At 70.5% G+C, this 15,356-nt stretch carries 16 protein-coding genes; 7 read left to right on the plus strand and 9 right to left on the minus strand.

Going from position 1 to position 15,356, the window contains the following annotated elements; genetic code table 11:
- Positions 1-13: 13 nt before the first annotated feature.
- Positions 14-1,717, minus strand: a complete 1,704-nt coding sequence (locus tag DS843_RS05175) for a methyl-accepting chemotaxis protein (protein ID WP_149467818.1) — start codon at positions 1,715-1,717, stop codon at positions 14-16.
- A gap of 121 nt (positions 1,718-1,838) precedes the next feature.
- On the opposite strand from DS843_RS05175, the gene DS843_RS05180 reads away from it, so the two are divergent.
- Positions 1,839-2,069 carry a hypothetical protein gene (locus DS843_RS05180; RefSeq protein ID WP_149467819.1) on the plus strand — a complete coding sequence of 77 codons (231 nt, stop codon included), beginning with the start codon at positions 1,839-1,841 and terminating at the stop codon, positions 2,067-2,069.
- A gap of 25 nt (positions 2,070-2,094) precedes the next feature.
- Here DS843_RS05180 and DS843_RS05185 read toward each other — a convergent pair whose 3' ends face one another.
- From DS843_RS05185 to DS843_RS05195, 3 genes are all read right to left on the minus strand, one after another.
- Complete coding sequence (locus DS843_RS05185) at positions 2,095-2,916, minus strand: metallophosphoesterase family protein (RefSeq protein WP_149467820.1); 822 nt, start codon at positions 2,914-2,916, stop codon at positions 2,095-2,097.
- Between the two features lie 13 nt (positions 2,917-2,929).
- A complete protein-coding gene (locus tag DS843_RS05190; protein ID WP_149467821.1) occupies positions 2,930-4,117 on the minus strand; it encodes a carboxylate--amine ligase in 1,188 nt (395 codons plus the stop codon).
- A 79-nt stretch (positions 4,118-4,196) separates the two neighbouring features.
- Complete coding sequence (locus DS843_RS05195; protein ID WP_286191945.1) at positions 4,197-5,378, minus strand: GNAT family N-acetyltransferase; 1,182 nt, start codon at positions 5,376-5,378, stop codon at positions 4,197-4,199.
- A gap of 483 nt (positions 5,379-5,861) precedes the next feature.
- Between DS843_RS05195 and DS843_RS05200 the strand changes: the two genes are divergently transcribed.
- From DS843_RS05200 to DS843_RS05210, 3 genes are all read left to right on the plus strand, one after another.
- Positions 5,862-6,326, plus strand: coding sequence for a Fur family transcriptional regulator (locus tag DS843_RS05200; RefSeq protein ID WP_286191946.1), 465 nt, complete (start codon positions 5,862-5,864; stop codon positions 6,324-6,326).
- Positions 6,326-6,577, plus strand: coding sequence for a hypothetical protein (locus DS843_RS05205; RefSeq protein ID WP_149467823.1), 252 nt, complete (start codon positions 6,326-6,328; stop codon positions 6,575-6,577). Before DS843_RS05200 ends, DS843_RS05205 begins: the two co-directional genes overlap by 1 nt.
- 74 nt (positions 6,578-6,651) lie before the next feature.
- A complete protein-coding gene (locus tag DS843_RS05210; protein WP_149467824.1) occupies positions 6,652-6,861 on the plus strand; it encodes a SlyX family protein in 210 nt (69 codons plus the stop codon).
- A 32-nt stretch (positions 6,862-6,893) separates the two neighbouring features.
- On the opposite strand, the gene DS843_RS05215 is transcribed toward DS843_RS05210, so the two are convergent.
- The 3 genes from DS843_RS05215 to DS843_RS05225 form a co-directional block, all read right to left on the minus strand.
- A complete protein-coding gene (locus DS843_RS05215) occupies positions 6,894-7,154 on the minus strand; it encodes a hypothetical protein (protein ID WP_149467825.1) in 261 nt (86 codons plus the stop codon).
- A 155-nt stretch (positions 7,155-7,309) separates the two neighbouring features.
- Complete coding sequence (locus tag DS843_RS05220; RefSeq protein ID WP_149467826.1) at positions 7,310-8,995, minus strand: sensor domain-containing diguanylate cyclase; 1,686 nt, start codon at positions 8,993-8,995, stop codon at positions 7,310-7,312.
- Positions 8,996-9,125: 130 nt separating this feature from the next.
- Entirely contained in the window at positions 9,126-9,911 is a 786-nt protein-coding gene (locus tag DS843_RS05225; RefSeq protein ID WP_149467827.1) for an HNH endonuclease family protein, read from the minus strand.
- A 228-nt stretch (positions 9,912-10,139) separates the two neighbouring features.
- Here DS843_RS05225 and DS843_RS05230 point away from each other — a divergent pair, with 228 nt between their 5' ends.
- Positions 10,140-10,523, plus strand: a complete 384-nt coding sequence (locus DS843_RS05230; RefSeq protein WP_149467828.1) for an endonuclease domain-containing protein — start codon at positions 10,140-10,142, stop codon at positions 10,521-10,523.
- On the opposite strand, the gene DS843_RS05235 is transcribed toward DS843_RS05230, so the two are convergent.
- Entirely contained in the window at positions 10,477-11,340 is an 864-nt protein-coding gene (locus DS843_RS05235; protein WP_149467829.1) for a LysR substrate-binding domain-containing protein, read from the minus strand. The two genes, DS843_RS05230 and DS843_RS05235, sit on opposite strands and share 47 nt — an antisense overlap.
- Positions 11,341-11,457: 117 nt before the next feature.
- On the opposite strand from DS843_RS05235, the gene DS843_RS05240 reads away from it, so the two are divergent.
- Entirely contained in the window at positions 11,458-12,363 is a 906-nt protein-coding gene (locus tag DS843_RS05240) for a DMT family transporter (RefSeq protein ID WP_149467830.1), read from the plus strand.
- Between the two features lie 182 nt (positions 12,364-12,545).
- Positions 12,546-14,204: a Na/Pi cotransporter family protein gene (locus tag DS843_RS05245; protein WP_286191971.1), complete on the plus strand. Its 1,659-nt coding sequence runs from the start codon at positions 12,546-12,548 to the stop codon at positions 14,202-14,204.
- Positions 14,205-14,228: 24 nt separating this feature from the next.
- Here the strand turns inward: DS843_RS05245 and DS843_RS05250 are convergent, their stop codons facing one another.
- Positions 14,229-15,161: an NAD-dependent epimerase/dehydratase family protein gene (locus DS843_RS05250; RefSeq protein ID WP_149467832.1), complete on the minus strand. Its 933-nt coding sequence runs from the start codon at positions 15,159-15,161 to the stop codon at positions 14,229-14,231.
- Between the last annotated feature and the right edge of the window lie 195 nt (positions 15,162-15,356).

The raw sequence follows: 15,356 nt of genomic DNA on the forward strand, positions 1-15,356 counted from the left end.
GCGGAGGGGCGGCTCACGCCGCCCTCACCTTCGCCAGGAAGCCGCCGACCTCCGTCCGCAGCAGCGCGGCGGACCGGCTCAGTTCCTGCGCGCTGCCGAGAACGCGGCCCGCGGCGGTCCCGCCCTGAGCGGCGGCGCCGCTGACCTGCACGATGGCGCCGGACACCTCCGCGGTGCCCGCCGACGCCTGCTGGACGTTGCCGGCGATCTCCTGGGTGGCGGTTCCCTGCTGCTCCACCGCCCGGGCGATGTCCGCGGCGATCTGGCTGCTTTCCCCGATGACCTGGGCGATTTCCCGGATCGACTGCACGGTGCGCAGGGTCACGTCCTGAACCCCGGCGATCTGGGCGGTGATGTCCTCCGTCGCCTTGGCGGTCTGGTTGGCGAGGTTCTTCACCTCCGACGCCACCACCGCGAAGCCCTTGCCGGCCTCGCCCGCGCGGGCGGCCTCGATGGTCGCGTTCAGCGCCAGAAGGTTGGTCTGCTGGGCGATGGAGTTGATGAGCTGCACCACCTCCCCGATCTTCTGCGAGGTGCTGACCAGCCCTTCAGCCGTGGCCTGGGTCGCCTCGGCGTTGCGGACGGCGCGGTTGGCGATGTCGGCGGACTGGCGGACCTGCTGGCCGATGCTGCTGACCGACCCGGCGAGCTGGCCGCAGGCCGCCGCGACCGATTCCACGTTGGCCGTCGCCTGGGTCGCGGCGGCGGCGACGGTTCCGGCCTGCTCGTTGGCGCGCTCCATGGTCGCGTTCAGGGTCTGGGCGGACCCTTCGAGTTCCGTGGCGGCGCGGGACACCAGTTCCACGATGGAGCCGACACTGCGTTCGAACTGGTCGGCCAGCCCGTTCATGGCCTCGCGCTTCTCGGCCTCGGCGCGGCGTTCGGCTTCCTCCTTCTCCGCCTCCATCCGGCGGGCGCGGACCATGTTGTCCTTGAAGACCTGCACGGCGCGGATGATCTCGCCGACCTCGTCGCGGCTGGTGGCCTTCGGCACCTCGATGCCCAGATCGCCCTCGGCCAGCTTCAGCATGGTGTCGGTCAGGCGGCGCAGCGGCCGCACCGTCAGGATCGACCACCAGGCCAAGGCCGCGCCGAGCAGCAAGGTCACCCCGCACAGCGAGATCATCAGCAATTGGAAGCTGTCCGACACCGCGCGGGTGTTCCTGGCGATCTCCTGGCTTTCGGCCTCCTGAAGGTCGATGAAGGCGTTGATGCGGGCCAGCCATTCGGTGAAGCCGGGGCGCGCCTGCTCGACGAGGATGCGGACGGCGCGGTCGGTGTCGCCGGCCTGACGCGCCTCGATGACGCTGCGGGCCAGCGGCAGGGTCTTCGCCTCCGTCTCCTTGATGGAGGCCAGGATCGCACGTTCCCTCGCGGTGACTCCGGGGATGGTGGCGAACATGCGGTCCAACAGCTCGGCCGACCGGGCGTAATCCGCCGCCAGACGGTCGATGGTGGCGAGTTCGGCCTTCAGCGCAGCAGCGTCGGTCAGCAGCGTGACGTCGCGCAGGCTGATCGCCCGGTCATGCACGCTGCCGCGGAAATTGATGGCGTAGCGCTGCTTGACGTTGTTGACGTCGTTGATGGCCGAAAGGCTGTCGTTGATGCTGTTGACCTTGTGGATGGCGATGGCGGCCAGGGCGACCATCAGCAGCAGGATGCTGCCGAAGCTCACCATCAGCCGGATGCCGACCTTGGCGTTTCTGAACCATTGCATTGTCCGTTCTCCCGCCCATCCGTGTCGTCGATGGCTCTTGGGTGCCGCCGGCCGCCTTCCGGCCCGCCCCATGGCGGCACCGGCGATAACACCGAAGAGGAGGTACGGATCTGTCGTGAGATTGGATCAAAAAAAGAATTCCTTGCGGATCGCTGATGGCTGGCTCGCGGATGGCTGGCCTGCGGATGGCAGGGCTGTGGGATTTGTCACAGAGATTCACCGCGCGTCCGGCTACAGTCCCGCGCCGGCGAGGACGTCCCCGGAGACCATGATGGCCGGAACCATGCTCAAGCTGCTGCTTTCCCTGCTGCCGCTCGGCGCGTCGCTGCTGATGCTGGCGACGGTTCAATGAACGGGTGGGTCGGGAATTGGGCGGGTCAGGAGTTGATGACCCGCCGCACCATCTCGTAAATCCCCAGCCGCCGCAGCCCATTCTGAAGGGCGGAGCGCACCGGCGCCGGAATGGACAGCAGGCGGCGCGGCTCGATCCCCGCCCGGCGCGTCTTCTCGAAGGCGGAACGATCGTCGTAGGCGACCCGCCGCACGCTCACCGTCCGCCGCCCCGTATCGAACAGCATCCAGGTCCCCCGCCGCTCCTCCGTCCGCGGCTCCCCCACCGTGCCGGGGTTGAGCAGATAGCAGGAGCCGCCGCGCAGGACGACCTCGGCGTCGGGATCGTGCTCCCACAGCTCCCCATTGCGGTATTCGTGAATGCCCAGCCGGTGCGTGTGCCCATAGGCGCAGACGCGGGCGCCGGAGGGATGGGCGAGCAGGGCCTGCGCGGTGCGGCGCAGCCGGTCGTCGCTGTTCAGCCGGACCAGTTCGCAGCCCCGGTCCACATGCAACGCCCCATGCACGGCGACGAGCTGGTCCCCGACGCTGGTCTTAAGCGGCAGGGCGGACAGCCAGGCGATGTCCTCCGGCGGCAAACGCCTGCGCGTCCAGGCGATGGCGCGGATCGCCCGGACGCTGAAGCCGTCCGTCGGGATCTGGCGGGTCACCGCCCGGTCATGGTTGCCGGCGACGCAGACCGCCCCGGCCTCCCGCAGCAGGGCGATGCAGGGCGACGGATCGGTGTTGTAGCCCACCACGTCGCCCAGGCAGACGATGCGCTCCACGCCCGCGCCGCGCATGTCGGCCAGCGTGGCCTCCAGCGCCTCCCGATTGGCGTGGATGTCCGACAGGATGCCGATCCTCATCGCAGCGACACCCTCACTGCGCCTTCATCGCACCATCGGGCGCGCCGTTCCGGGCGCGCGACGGCAGGACGCGGGCGAGTTGGTTGCGCAGGAAGGGCATCGGGTCGTCCAGCGCGATGGCCGTCGCCTCGCAGCCCAGCACCCAGGGCAGCCAGGAGGCCATGGACAGGCCGCTGTCCTTCGCGGCCAGCCGGTCCTTGGTGATGTGGCACCAGCGGGCGCCGGCCCGTGCCTTGCCGACCGCCGGGCGGGGCAGGCCGAGCAGGTCGGCATGGACCAGCGCCGGCAGGTTCACCCCCGCCACCGCCCCCAGATGGTGCCACAGGTTGAAGCGCGGGTTGACCTCCAGCAGGTGCAGCGATCCGTCCGGCGCGCGCTTGAAGTCGAACTTCGCGACGCCGCGCAGGCCCAGCCGCTCGGTCAGCGACCGGCCGAGCGCCGCCACGTCGGGCGCGTCGGTGATGGTCAGGGCGGTGCTGTGCCCGTAGGCGAGCGGATAGGTGCGGATCTTGGCGCCGGTGAATTCCCCGGCCACGCCGCCGCGTTCGTCCACATGGACGTGGTAGCTCTCGATCCGGGTTTCCGGGCCGGGGATCATCTCCTGGACCAGCAGGTCCAGCCCGACCGCCGCCAGCCGGGGCCAAAGGGCGCGCAACTCGTCGGCGGAATCGACCTGGATGGCCTTGGCGAAGCCGTCCGCCTCGTCCCACACGCGGCGGCGGGTCAGCGGCTTGACGATCACCGGAAAGCGCAGGTCCACCACGTCCGGCGCCGCCTCGCGCGTCGGGTAGAGGCGGCGGGTGGCCGGAACGGGCAGGTTCAGCCGCTCCGCCAGCGCCTGGAACCGGCCCTTGTCCACCAGATCCTCGACCAGCTCCGCGTCGGCGATGGCGAAGCGGAAGCCCTCCGCCAGACGGGCGCGGTTGCGGGACACCAGAAGGAGCTGGGTGTCGTCCTGGAAATAGAGGACCGGCTTTTCCGGCTGGCCGCGGGCGAAGGCCATCATCACCTCCACCAGCCCGTCCGGATTGCGGGCCGGGTCGTCCCACAGGATGGCGTCCCTGGTGAAGCGGGAATGCAGGGCCGGGGCGCCGGGATGGGTCACCACGGCGCAGCGCAGCCCGGCCAGCCCCAGCGGGCGCACCATGTCCATGTCGCCCATGACGCAGGCGAGAGCGGGTTTCGCGTGTCTGGTCTTCATCTCGGCATCCTCCGTCCGCCGGTTCGGCGGCCTAGCGGGGTGGCGGGTCGGCGATTCAATATCAGCGGTTCATGAGGGATCAGCGGTTCATGAGGGGAAGCGGGCCGCGCGCCAGCCGCTTCAGCCGGTCGGTCACCCCGGCCTTGACGCGGCGCAGCCGCTCGTCGAGCTGGCGGCTCAACCGGTCGGGGCCGAGCGCGATCCAGTTCATCGGCTGTTCCACATTGGACAGCAGCGGCTTGTGCCCCGCCGGGGTGGACATGAAGTCGTAACAGTCCTCGCCCCGCGCCAGCGTGTCCTCGATGGCCAGGACGTGGCAGACCAGACCGGGCTTCAACCGGTTGTCGGACTCGTAGGCGAAGCCGCCCTGATAGTTCATCACCCGCCCGCGATGGACGAAGTTGTAGAGATAGCCGATGGCCGTCTCTCCGGCGCTGACGCGGCACAGCCGCACCGTCCCCGCCGGCACGCCGGTGGCGATCAGCCGCTCGTGAAAGGGGCGGAAGGCCGGGTTGGAAAAGGCGCCGGACTGGCCGCGCGCGTTCCAGCTCGCCTGATGCAGAACCTCCATGGCGCTGAAATCCTCCAGCGCCTCCTCCACCGTCGCGGCGACGCGGTGGGTCAGGGGGCCGCGCTCCGCATAGAGCCGCATGGCGCGGCGCACCGCGGCGCGGGTGTTCTTGCCGAGGCTGGCGAGATAGCCCGCGCCCTGCCGCCGCACGCCGTCAAGATCCACCCATTGGCAACTGTCCGCCACCCGCACCTGCAACGCGTGGCCCTGACGCGCCGCCGTGCGCCGCACGGCGGCCTCCGCGTCCGGTTCCAGCCCACCCAGCACCAGCTCGTCCCAATTCGTCAGGCGTTGGCCCAGCCAATCGAAGCAGGCGGCCAGCACCGCCTTCGCGCAGCTCCGGTCGGCGAGGATGCCGTTGTACTCCACGAACAGCCGGTCGAAGACCCGGTCTCCGGTTTCGTGCAGCAGCCAGCAGCGGGTGCGCAGAAGGCCGAAGCGCCACTGGGTGCGCGGGCACAGCAGCGCCAGCCCGACGACCTGCCCGTCGCGGCGGGCCACAAGCGCGTGGGGACGCACGCCGGGAGGCAGCGAGGCCAGCCAATTGCCGATCCAATGCCAGCTCAGGAAAAAGGACCCGTCGGCGCGTTTCTCCAGATCGGTCCAAAGCGCTTCAATCTTGCCCGGACCTTCCAAAGGCTCCAATGCGATGCCGATGGTGTCGCCGTCGTCCTCAACAAGAGTCCTCATGTCCATGTGCGCGGTCTTCCCGGCGGATGTTGACGGATGGGCGGCCTTGAACAGTCAGGCGGAAAAGGCGGATGCGGGCGGGCAATCGGAAAACTTAAATTTCATTTAATGTTTCCTGTCCTTCAGCGTCTGCTTCATGTACGAAATGCCTGTGATGAAAACGCGGTGGCGGAAGGCGGATCGCGGTGTTCCGGTGGGGGAACCCGTCCGTGCCATCGGGGGTATCGGGCGGTGAAGGAGAGGCGTTAAGGAGATGTCCTTCTGATCCGGGGAAGCGCTGTCCGGCCGATGCCCCGGACCAAAGTCATCGGCCAAATCCAGGGCAGACGTCATGGTGGCGAGGTCACGGGACCAACGTCGTGGAGCCGGGGCGGAGCTTCCGCCCAGGTCTTGCGGTTCCCTGTTGTCCCGGCGCCCAATCCTCTCCATCTCTTATCGGATGGGAAGGAAGCGGAAAGGACCGGCCCCGTGACGACGCCCCCCATGACCACGCCCCCCATGACGACGCCCGAAGAAGCCCTGCCGTCGCGGCTGAAACGCGCGTGCGCCGAGCGGGGGTTGAAGATGACCGGCCAGCGCCGGATCATCGCGCGCGTCCTGTCGGAATCCGCCGATCACCCCGATGTGGAAGAGGTCTACCGCCGCGCGGCGGCGATCGACGCCGGGATCAGCCTTGCGACCGTCTACCGGTCCATGAGGCTGTTCGAGGAGATCGGCATCATCCAGCGCCACGATTTCGGCGACGGGCGCGCCCGTTACGAGGAGGCCCGCGGCGACCATCACCACCACCTGATCGACATCGAAACCGGCGAGGTGGTCGAGTTCCAGGACCCGGAACTGGAGGCCGCCGTCACCCGCATCGCCCGGCATCTCGGCTTCGACATGATCGGGCAGCGGCTGGAGATCTTCGGGCGCCGCATCCAGCGCAAGGGTCCGGAGACGGCCTGATGGCGGCGGAGAGGAGACCCGGGCCGGCGCACGATCCGGCGGAGCGTTTCGCCGCCTGCGAGGCCGCGGTCTGCGGTTGCCGGCCCGTGGTGGAGCGCGCCTACCGCGAACTGGTCGATTGCGGGCGCCCCGACCGCCACGCCCTGGAGGCCGCCACGGTGGTGCTGCGCTGGCACCATCCGGAACTGGACGTGCCGCAGGCCCTTCAGATCGTCGAACGCTGGGTCGCCGCCGGGGACCGGCTGCATTGATCTTGCCTTGACCTGCGGAGCGGTTCTAAAGCTCTTTCCCTGCACGACACCGCAGGACCCTTCGCAGGACATTCATGGACGCCGAAAGCCGCCTGACCGAGCTGGAATCCCGCCTCGCCCATCACGAGCGCATGGCCGAGGAGATGTCCGCCGTCCTGTTCGAGCAAAGCCGGACCATCGACCTGCTGACGGCGCAGATGCGCCGCCTGCGCGACCGTGTGGCGGAACTGGAGTCCGGGATGCCCCGCGCGCCGCAGGACGAACCTCCCCCGCCCCACTACTGACCGGCCCCCCTGCTGACCGGCCCTGCCGAGCGTCACCGCATCCGCCAGCCGCCGCGCGGGCCACCCCAGGTGAGCTGCGGGCCGGCGGGAGGACGGCGGGAACAGTCGGCCTGAACGCAGCCGCAGGCGGGAAACAGGCAGCGGTCCCCGTTCACGTCGGTGGCCTGCACGGCCAGCTCGTAGCGTGTGCCCCGCATCAATTGCGCGCCCGCCGCGCTGTTGCGCTCGTAATGCTCCACGACGGCAAGCAACCGCAGCATGCGGGCGCGCTGTCCTTTGGTGTCGAGGCTCATCTCCCAATCTCCCGCCATGGCCGTCCGAGTCGTGCTCGATGGGACATGAAACGGCAGGAACGGCCTGAGGCTCCAGCGTGCAACCGCCTTACCCACCGCTTGCCGGACGCCCGCCGGAGGCGGTTCCCCGCTTGGCGGTGGCTCGGCCGCGGGGCCTAGGACGCGGTGGCCTCCGCCTCCCCGGCGGCTATGCCCCGGGCCTCGCCCGGGGAAGGAGGAAGACCGGCCGTCCAGCGGATGGCGCGGTTGCGGCCCTCCCGCTTGGCCTGATAGAGCGCCTGGTCGGCGCGGCGCAGAGTCTCCGCCACGTCGGCGGAATCCCCGGGCCACAGGGCGATGCCGATGGAGCAGCCGACCCGCACCGTCTCGCCGTGGGTGGTGACGGGTTCGTTGACCGCCTCGATGATGCGGCGGGCCAGCCCGTCCAGGTCCGGCGGTTCGGCCCCGGCGCGCAGCGGCAGCACCGCCGCGAACTCGTCGCCGCCCAGCCGCGCCACCACGTCGTCGCCGCGGAAGCAGGCGGCCAGCCGCCCACCGACCTGACACAGCACCACGTCGCCCGCGTCGTGGCCCAGCCGGTCGTTCACCGGCTTGAAGCCGTCCAGGTCGATGTACAGGAAGGCGGCGGAGCCGTTGCCGGAGGTCGCGGCCTCCACATACTGCTCGAAATAGCGGCGGTTCGGCAGGGCGGTCAGCCGGTCCTGATAGGCGATGTCCTCCAGCCGCACCAGGGCGGCGTCGCGGTGGGTCAGCCCGTCGACCAGATCGCGCAGCGTGGCCGACAGGGAGGTGATCTCGGCGGTGCCGCCCAGCACCGGCATCTCCGCGCCCCGCTCGCCGCTGCGGATGCGCTCCGCCGCTTGGGCGATCCGGCGCAGCGGCCGCGTCACCCGCCCCGCGGCCAGCCAGCCGAGCGCGCTGAACAGCAGCACCATGGCCCCGCCGGCCAGCGCCGTCTCGATCATCTGCGCCGTCGCCGGGGCGTAGGCGACCTTCAAGGGCTGGCGGGCCACCACGCTCCAGCCCAGGCCCCGATAATTCATGTGTCCGTTGCCGAAGGCGTAGCCGGTGAGGTAGCGCTGCCCGTCCGGCCATTGCTCCACGACCCAGCCGCTCTCGTTCCTCTGGGCGCGCCGCACCGCCTCGATGTCCAGGCTGGTGCCCAGCATTTCCGTGGGGCCGAGGAGCACCGTGCGGTCCGCCGCGACCACGATCAGCTCCAGGCTCTCGCGCCCCCGCATGGTGTCCAGCAGGGAGCGGCGGATCTCCCGCGTCCATTCCCAGCTCAGATGCGTGGCCAGCACGCCGACGACCTCGCCCCGGTCGTTGCGCACGGGCGTGGAGATGTCCACGAACTTCATCGCCTCGCCCGTCGGGTTCGGCAGCAGATAGGCCAGCATCACCGCGTCGTGCACGTCGCCGACGAACTGCCCCTTCAACCCGTTTCGGAAGACCGGGCGCTGGGAGATGTCCACCCCGTCCAGCAGCCCCCCGGTGGCGGCCAGCACCTTGCCCGTCCTGTCGGTCACGCCCATCCACGAGATGGTCGGGAAGAATTCCTGGAACTGGTCCAGCAGCCAGCGCAGCCGGGCCGGATCGTCCATCGCGGGCGTGATGCCGAGCTTGCCCAGCATGCCGACCTCGCTGGCGCGCGACCACATGGAGCGGTCCAGCCGGTCGGTCATGTTGAGGGCGGTCTCCGCCAGCGAGCGCCCGATCTCGCTTTCGATCCGTTCGCGGGAGCGCAGGCCGGTCAACCCCGCCAGCACGACGGAGACGCCAAGGACCAGCGCGGCGCCGGTCAGAGCCACCGTCGTCCGCAGACCGCGTTCCTTCGCCATCCCCCGGCAACCCCCATCGACGAACAGCCGCCGTCCCGTCCGGGTTGGCCGCATACGAAGGTTCTATCAAGTTCGGCCAGGTTGCAGAAGCGCCATCGACAACCGGCGGGGCCTTCAGCGGGCGGGACGCTCAGCGGGCCGGGCGGTTCCCCACGGCGGTGCGGCGGCAGTCGGTCAGGATGTTGCCGACGGTGACACGCTCCCGCTCGTCCATGGTCAGTTCCCACCGGGCCTTGACGGCGATCCAGCCCGCCACATAGGCGCAGATGTACTCTTCCCGCGGCGGCAGCCAGTCCTCCGGCCCCTTCGATCCCTTGGCGCGGTTGGCCGCCGCCGAGACGGTGACGAGCGTCAGCGGGTCGGTCAGGTCGTTGGCGTAGGCGGCGCGCTTCTCCCGCGTCCAATCGTAGCCGCCGCTGGCGTAGGTTTCCTCCAGCGGCACGCGGTGGTCGATGTCCACCTGTTTGGGATCGGTGAAGGTCTCCCCCGTGTAGGGATCGTTCCAGACGCCGGACAGCACGGAGCATCCGTTCTCCGACATTTTCGCGGGCTTCGCGGAATCGCGGATCAGCGCCTGCTCGCGCGTGTTCAGGCATCGGGATTCGAGGGTAAGCCAGTGCGGCCACTCGTCCCGCTCATAGCCGCGGCGGCGTTCCTCCGCCACCCGGATGCGGTCGAGCTGGGCGGTGACCGCGGCGTAGTCGATGCTGGCGTCCGGCACGGGCCGCGGAATGGGGCGGGGGCGCTGGGCCTTCTCCTCGCCCAGGATGGAATCCAGCGTGCCGGGCGGGACGAGGTTGAAGCGCTCCGCCCCATAGACCGCGGCCAGCACCAGCAGCACGGCGACCAGCCCGCCCAGCGTCAGGGGACGGCCTTGCCGGCCCCCCCGCGGTGCATTGCCTCTGCGTCGCGCCATGTGTGTTCCCCTCACCCCGGTATCCGCCATACGTGGATATGGTTCTATGGCGCTTTGCGAAAGGGGTGCAACGGTGCGGGAGGGGTGGTTTCGTTGGGCCCCCCTCCAACCTCCCCCCACCTTCGGCGGGGGAAGGCTTTTGGTGCGGGGAGTGTCAAAATGTCCCCTCCCCCGCGAAGTGGGGGAGGGTTAGGGTGGGGGCCCAGCGCAACCATTCCGGGAATCCCCATGGCCTACACCCCCGCGACCACGAAGCGGCAGGCCAGGGATCTCCGTTCCAACCCCACCGACGCCGAGCGCAAGCTCTGGTCCCTTCTCCGGGGACGCCAGCTCGCCGGCCACCGCTTCCGCCGCCAGCACCCGGTTCCGCCCTTCATTCTGGACTTCGCCTGCGTCGAGGCCCGGCTCGCGGTCGAGGCGGACGGCGGCCAGCACAACGGCTCCGAGCGGGACGAGCAACGCGACCGCATCCTGGCGGACCTCGGCTGGCGGGTTCTGCGCTTCTGGAACCCCGATATCCTCGCCACCCCCGACGCGGTGGCCGAAACCGTTCTCGCCACCCTCCTCACGCCCACACCGGTTCCGGAAGGCTCCCCGTCAGCAGCCCGGTGACCAGTTCCACACCCGCCCCCCGCGCCGAGCGTCCGACCAGCAGCGCCAACTCCGTCTCCGGCAGCGCCGGCATCCCGTCCGCGACCCCCAGGAACCGCGCGCCGGGCGGCAAGGCGCTGTGGGGGAGCACGCTGACTCCCAGCCCGCCGGACACCGCCGCCCGCACCCCGGCGTGGTTGGGGCTGGAATAAGCCACCCGCCAGCGCCGCCCGGCGCGCTCCAGCTCGTGCACCGCCCGGTTGCGGTAGACGCAGCCCTGTGGGAACAGCACCAGGGGCAGCGGGTCCTCGCGGTGCAGGTCCTCCGCCGCCGGGCCGACCCAGCCGAGCGGCTCCCGCCAGCAGTGGAGCGCGCCGGGGCGGCCCGGCTCCTGCTTCACCAGGGCGATGTCGAGGTCGCCGGACTCCACATCCGCCCGCAGCCGCACCGACAGGTCGCAGCGCACGTCCAGCCGCAGCCGGCGGTTCTCCCGCGCGAAACCGGCGAGCAGGCGGGGCAGCCGCTCCACCGCGTAATCCTCCGGCACGCCCAGCCGCACCACCTCCGCCGCCGGACGACCGGACAGGACGGCGTTCGCCTCGTCGTTCAGGGCCAGCAGCCGCCGGGCGTAGCCGAGCAGCCGCTCCCCGTCGTCGGTCAGGGCGACGGCGCGGCTGTTGCGGTCGAGGAGCGGCAGGCCGACCTGCTCCTCCAGCCGGCGGATCTGTTGGCTGACCGTCGATTGCGTCTTGTGGACCCGCTCCCCCGCCCGCGTGAAGCCGCCGGCGTCCACGACGGACACGAAGGTGCGCAGCAGGCCCAGATCCATCTCGCGCATCGGACCCAACCATTCATGTTTCGAATGCTATGAATGATATCATCCAATTTCCAAATGAAAAGAGGCCGCGCCATCCTCTCCCGAACGCGCACAAGCAAGCACGGGAGAGAACCGGCCATGACCGACGCCGCCGCACACCCCTTCACGGCCCCCAGGGCTGCCCCGCAATCCGCCCCGCTCGCCCTGGTCGTGCCCTTCTGCCTCGCCTGGAGTTCGGCCTTCGCCGCCGGAAAGATCGGGCTGGCCGATTGCCCGCCGCTTCTGCTCCTGGCCTTCCGCTTCCTGATCGCCGGGGTTCTGCTGGCCGCCTTCGCGGCGTGGCGGGGGGAGTACCGGGGCATCACCGGGCGGGCGCTCGCCCTGCTGGCGCTGCTGGGCCTGCTCAACCACGCGCTCTATCTGGGGCTGAGCTACAGCGGGATGACCTACGTGTCTTCCGGCCTGACCGCGCTGATCGTCAGCGCGAACCCGGTGCTGACCGCGGCGCTGGCCTCCCTGCTGCTGGGCGAGGCGATGAACCGGCGCAAGGCGCTGGGGTTGGCGCTGGGGGTCGCCGGGGTGGCGCTGGTGGTGCGCGGACGGCTGGGCAGCGGGATGGACGCGCCGCTGGGAATCGCGCTGGCGGTCGGGGCGCTGGTGGCGCTGTCGGCGGGGACGTTGCTGTTCAAGCGGCTGGCGCCGCCGGCCGGGCTGTTTGCCGGCACGGGTGTGCAGGTCCTGGCGGCGGGGCTGGCGCTTCTGCCCATCGGGCTGCTGCTGGAGGACGCGGGTTCGATCCGGCTGACCGCCGGCCTCGCCGGGTCGCTGATCTACCAGGCTCTGGTCGTGTCGATCGGCGGTTATCTGCTGTGGTTCCACCTGTTGCAGCGGTCGAGCGCCACGGAGGCCAGCGCCTATCACTTCCTGATGCCGCCTCTGGGCCTGCTGTTCGGATGGCTTCTGCTGGGCGAGGCGGTGCAGCCCTGGGACCTGCTGGGCATCCTGCCGGTGGCGCTGGGCATCCGGCTGGTGACGCGGGGGTGAACGAGGCGGGGGGCATGTCAAAAGGGATACGTCCTTCGCGGGGGATCAGGTTGCGCCCTGCGATTGTTACGTTTTCATGACGCCCCATTCTTCACCGTCCTGTCTGTGAGGCCCCACCCGCCGGGAGGTCCGCCATCTCCACCGCCATACCGATCGCAGCCGTCTCGCCCACCCTGGTCCTGATCGACATTCTCGGCGCCGTGGCGCTGCTGCTGTGGGCGCTGCGGCTGGTGCGGACGGGCGTCTTCCGGTGGGGCGGAGCGGCGGTCCGCCGCTGGGTGGGCCATGGCACGCGCAACCGGCTGGCCGCCTTCCTGGCCGGTGTGGCCGCGACCATCGCGGTGCAGAGCAGCACGGCCACCGCCCTGATGACCGCCTCCATGGCCGGGCAGGGATACATGACCACGGCCATGGCGCTGGCGGTGATGCTGGGCGCCGATGTCGGGACCAGCCTCGTCGCCCGGCTGCTCGCCATCGACCTGCATTGGCTGTCGCCCAGCCTGCTGCTGATCGGCGGGGCGCTGCACGCTTTGGGCGGGGAGCATCGCGGGCGCCGGGCGCTGGCCCGCATCCTGGTCGGCATCGGGCTGATGCTGCTGGCCCTGAAGCTGCTGGGGGCGGCCACCCTGCCGGTCCGGGAATCGGCGCTGGTCCAGGCGATGCTGGAGGGCTTGGGCGGGGAGCCGCTGTTCGCCCTGATCGTCGCCGCGGCGTTGACCGCGGCGGTGCATTCCAGCCTCGCCACGGTGATGCTGGCCGGGTCGCTGGCCGGCGCGGGGGTGATCGGGGTGGAGACGGCGGCGGCGCTGGTGCTGGGCGCCAATCTGGGTGGGGCCGTGCCGGCGGTGCTGGCGACCTCGGCGGACGGCGCCGTGGCGCGGCGGGTGCCGCTGGGCAATCTGCTGGTCCGGGTGACCGGCGCCCTGCTGGCCCTGCCGCTGGTGCCCATGGCGTCGCTGCTCGTGGCTGGTCTGGCGCCGCTGACGGCGGTGGTCACCCTGCATGTCGCCTTCAACGCGGCGCTGGCGCTGCTCTTCCTGCCGCTGGTGACGCCGCTGGCCCGGCTGACCGAACGGCTGCTGCCCGAGCCGGAGGACGCGGGGGAAGACGCCGCCCGGCCCCGGCATCTGGACGAATCGGCGCTGGAAACCCCCTCCGTCGCCATCGCGGGGGCCGTGCGCGAGACCTTGCGGCTGGGCGATCTGGTGGAGGACATGCTGTGCCGCAGCCTGACCGCCCTGCGCCAGAACGACGAGCGCCCCATCGCGGAGGTCAGCCGCACCGACGACCGGGTGGACCGGCTGCACACGGCCATCAAGCTCTATCTCGCCAAGCTCGGGCGCGGGGGATTGGACGCGGAGGAAACCCGGCGCGTCGACGACGTCATGGCCTTCGCCATCAATCTGGAGCACATCGGCGACATCATCGACAAGAGCCTGATGGATCTCGCCTCCAAGCGCATCCGCCACCGCCTGCATTTCGCGCCGGAGGACTTCCGGGAGGTGGAGGAGCTGCACCGCCGCACGGTGGAGAATCTGCGCACGGCGCTCGGCATCCTCATCGGCGAGGACCGGCGGCTGGCCCGGCAGCTCATCGCCGGGAAGGACGCGGTGCGGGCGCTGGAGCGCACCGCCACCGCCCGCCATCTCGACCGCGTGCGCCGGGGCGACGCGGCCAGCATCGAGACGAGCGCCCTGGTGCTGGACATCCTGCGCGACCTGAAGCGCATCAACGCCCACGTCGCCGCGGTCGCCCTGCCGATCCTGGATCAGGTGGGGGAACTGCGCGAAAGCCGCCTGAAGGTCGTCGGGCTGCCCCGGCTGGAAAGCCGGGACGTGTAGGGGAGGCGCAGGGGAGGCGCAGGGTCAGCGGGGCATCTCCCCGGTCAGGGTGGCGCTCAGCCCTTGCAGGAGGCCGAAGCGGCAGCCCTCGCCGAAGGTGGCGCGCAGGCGCGACGGGTCGCCGATGGACACCCGAATGTCGCCGGCCCGCGCCGGCTGATGCAGGCGGCGCACCCGGCGGCCGCACAGCTCCTGCAACACCTCCAGCAGCATCAGAAGCGAGGTCGGGCGCCCGGTGCACAGGTTGAAGACCTCGGCCCCCTGCGGGCGGCGCTCCATGGCCTTCACGAGGAAGCGCACCACGTCGCCGACGAACACGAAGTCGCGCACCTGCTCCCCGTCGCCGAAGATCGTCACGTCCTCGCCCTGCGCCACCCGGCGCGCGAAGATGGAGATGACCCCGGAATAAGGGGAGGACGGGTCCTGCCGCGGCCCATAGACGTTGAAGAAGCGGAAGCCCGTCGTCGGCACCCCGTGGATGGCCCAGGCCACGTCGGCGTGCAGCTCGCAACCCAGCTTGTCCACGCCGTAGGCGGAGAGCGGGCGCGTCGCGGCGTCCTCACGCAGCGGGGTGGCCGTGTTGTCGCCGTAGACCGCGGCGGAGGAGGCGTAGACCACCGGCACCGGCCCGCCGTTGCGGGCGCTGCGCGCCGCTTCGAAGACGGTGACGGTGCCCGACAGGTTGGTCCGGTGGGTTTCCGCCCACATCTCGCGCGAGCGCTGGACGGACGCGACGGCGGCCAGATGGAACACGCCGTCCACCCCCTCCATCGCCTGATGGACCGCGTCCGGATCGGCGACGTCGCCCACCACCAGCCTCGCCAGCAGCGGTTTGTTCTCCAGCCGGCCCGTGCTCATGTCGTCCAGGATGGTGACCCGGTGGCCCTCGCCGATGAGATGGTCGGCCAGATGCGACCCGATGAAGCCGCAGCCGCCGGTCACGAGAAAATGGGCCATGCGCCGTCCTTTCCACCATCGCAATGCACGGGCTGATAGTGGCAAGGGGGGATGGAGCGAACCAGACCATCTTAGGGGTAGCAGACGGCGCATGCGTCGCGCCGGTCCTGGCCGTTCGGGGTGGCGCATCCCGAATCGCGCAGGATTCAGGGGCCTGTCCCGGCACCCACGCCGGAGTCAGGCGGGACCGCTGGT

The sequence above is a fragment of the Roseomonas genomospecies 6 genome, assembly GCF_008365375.1.
Classification (GTDB): Bacteria; Pseudomonadota; Alphaproteobacteria; order Azospirillales; family Azospirillaceae; genus Azospirillum.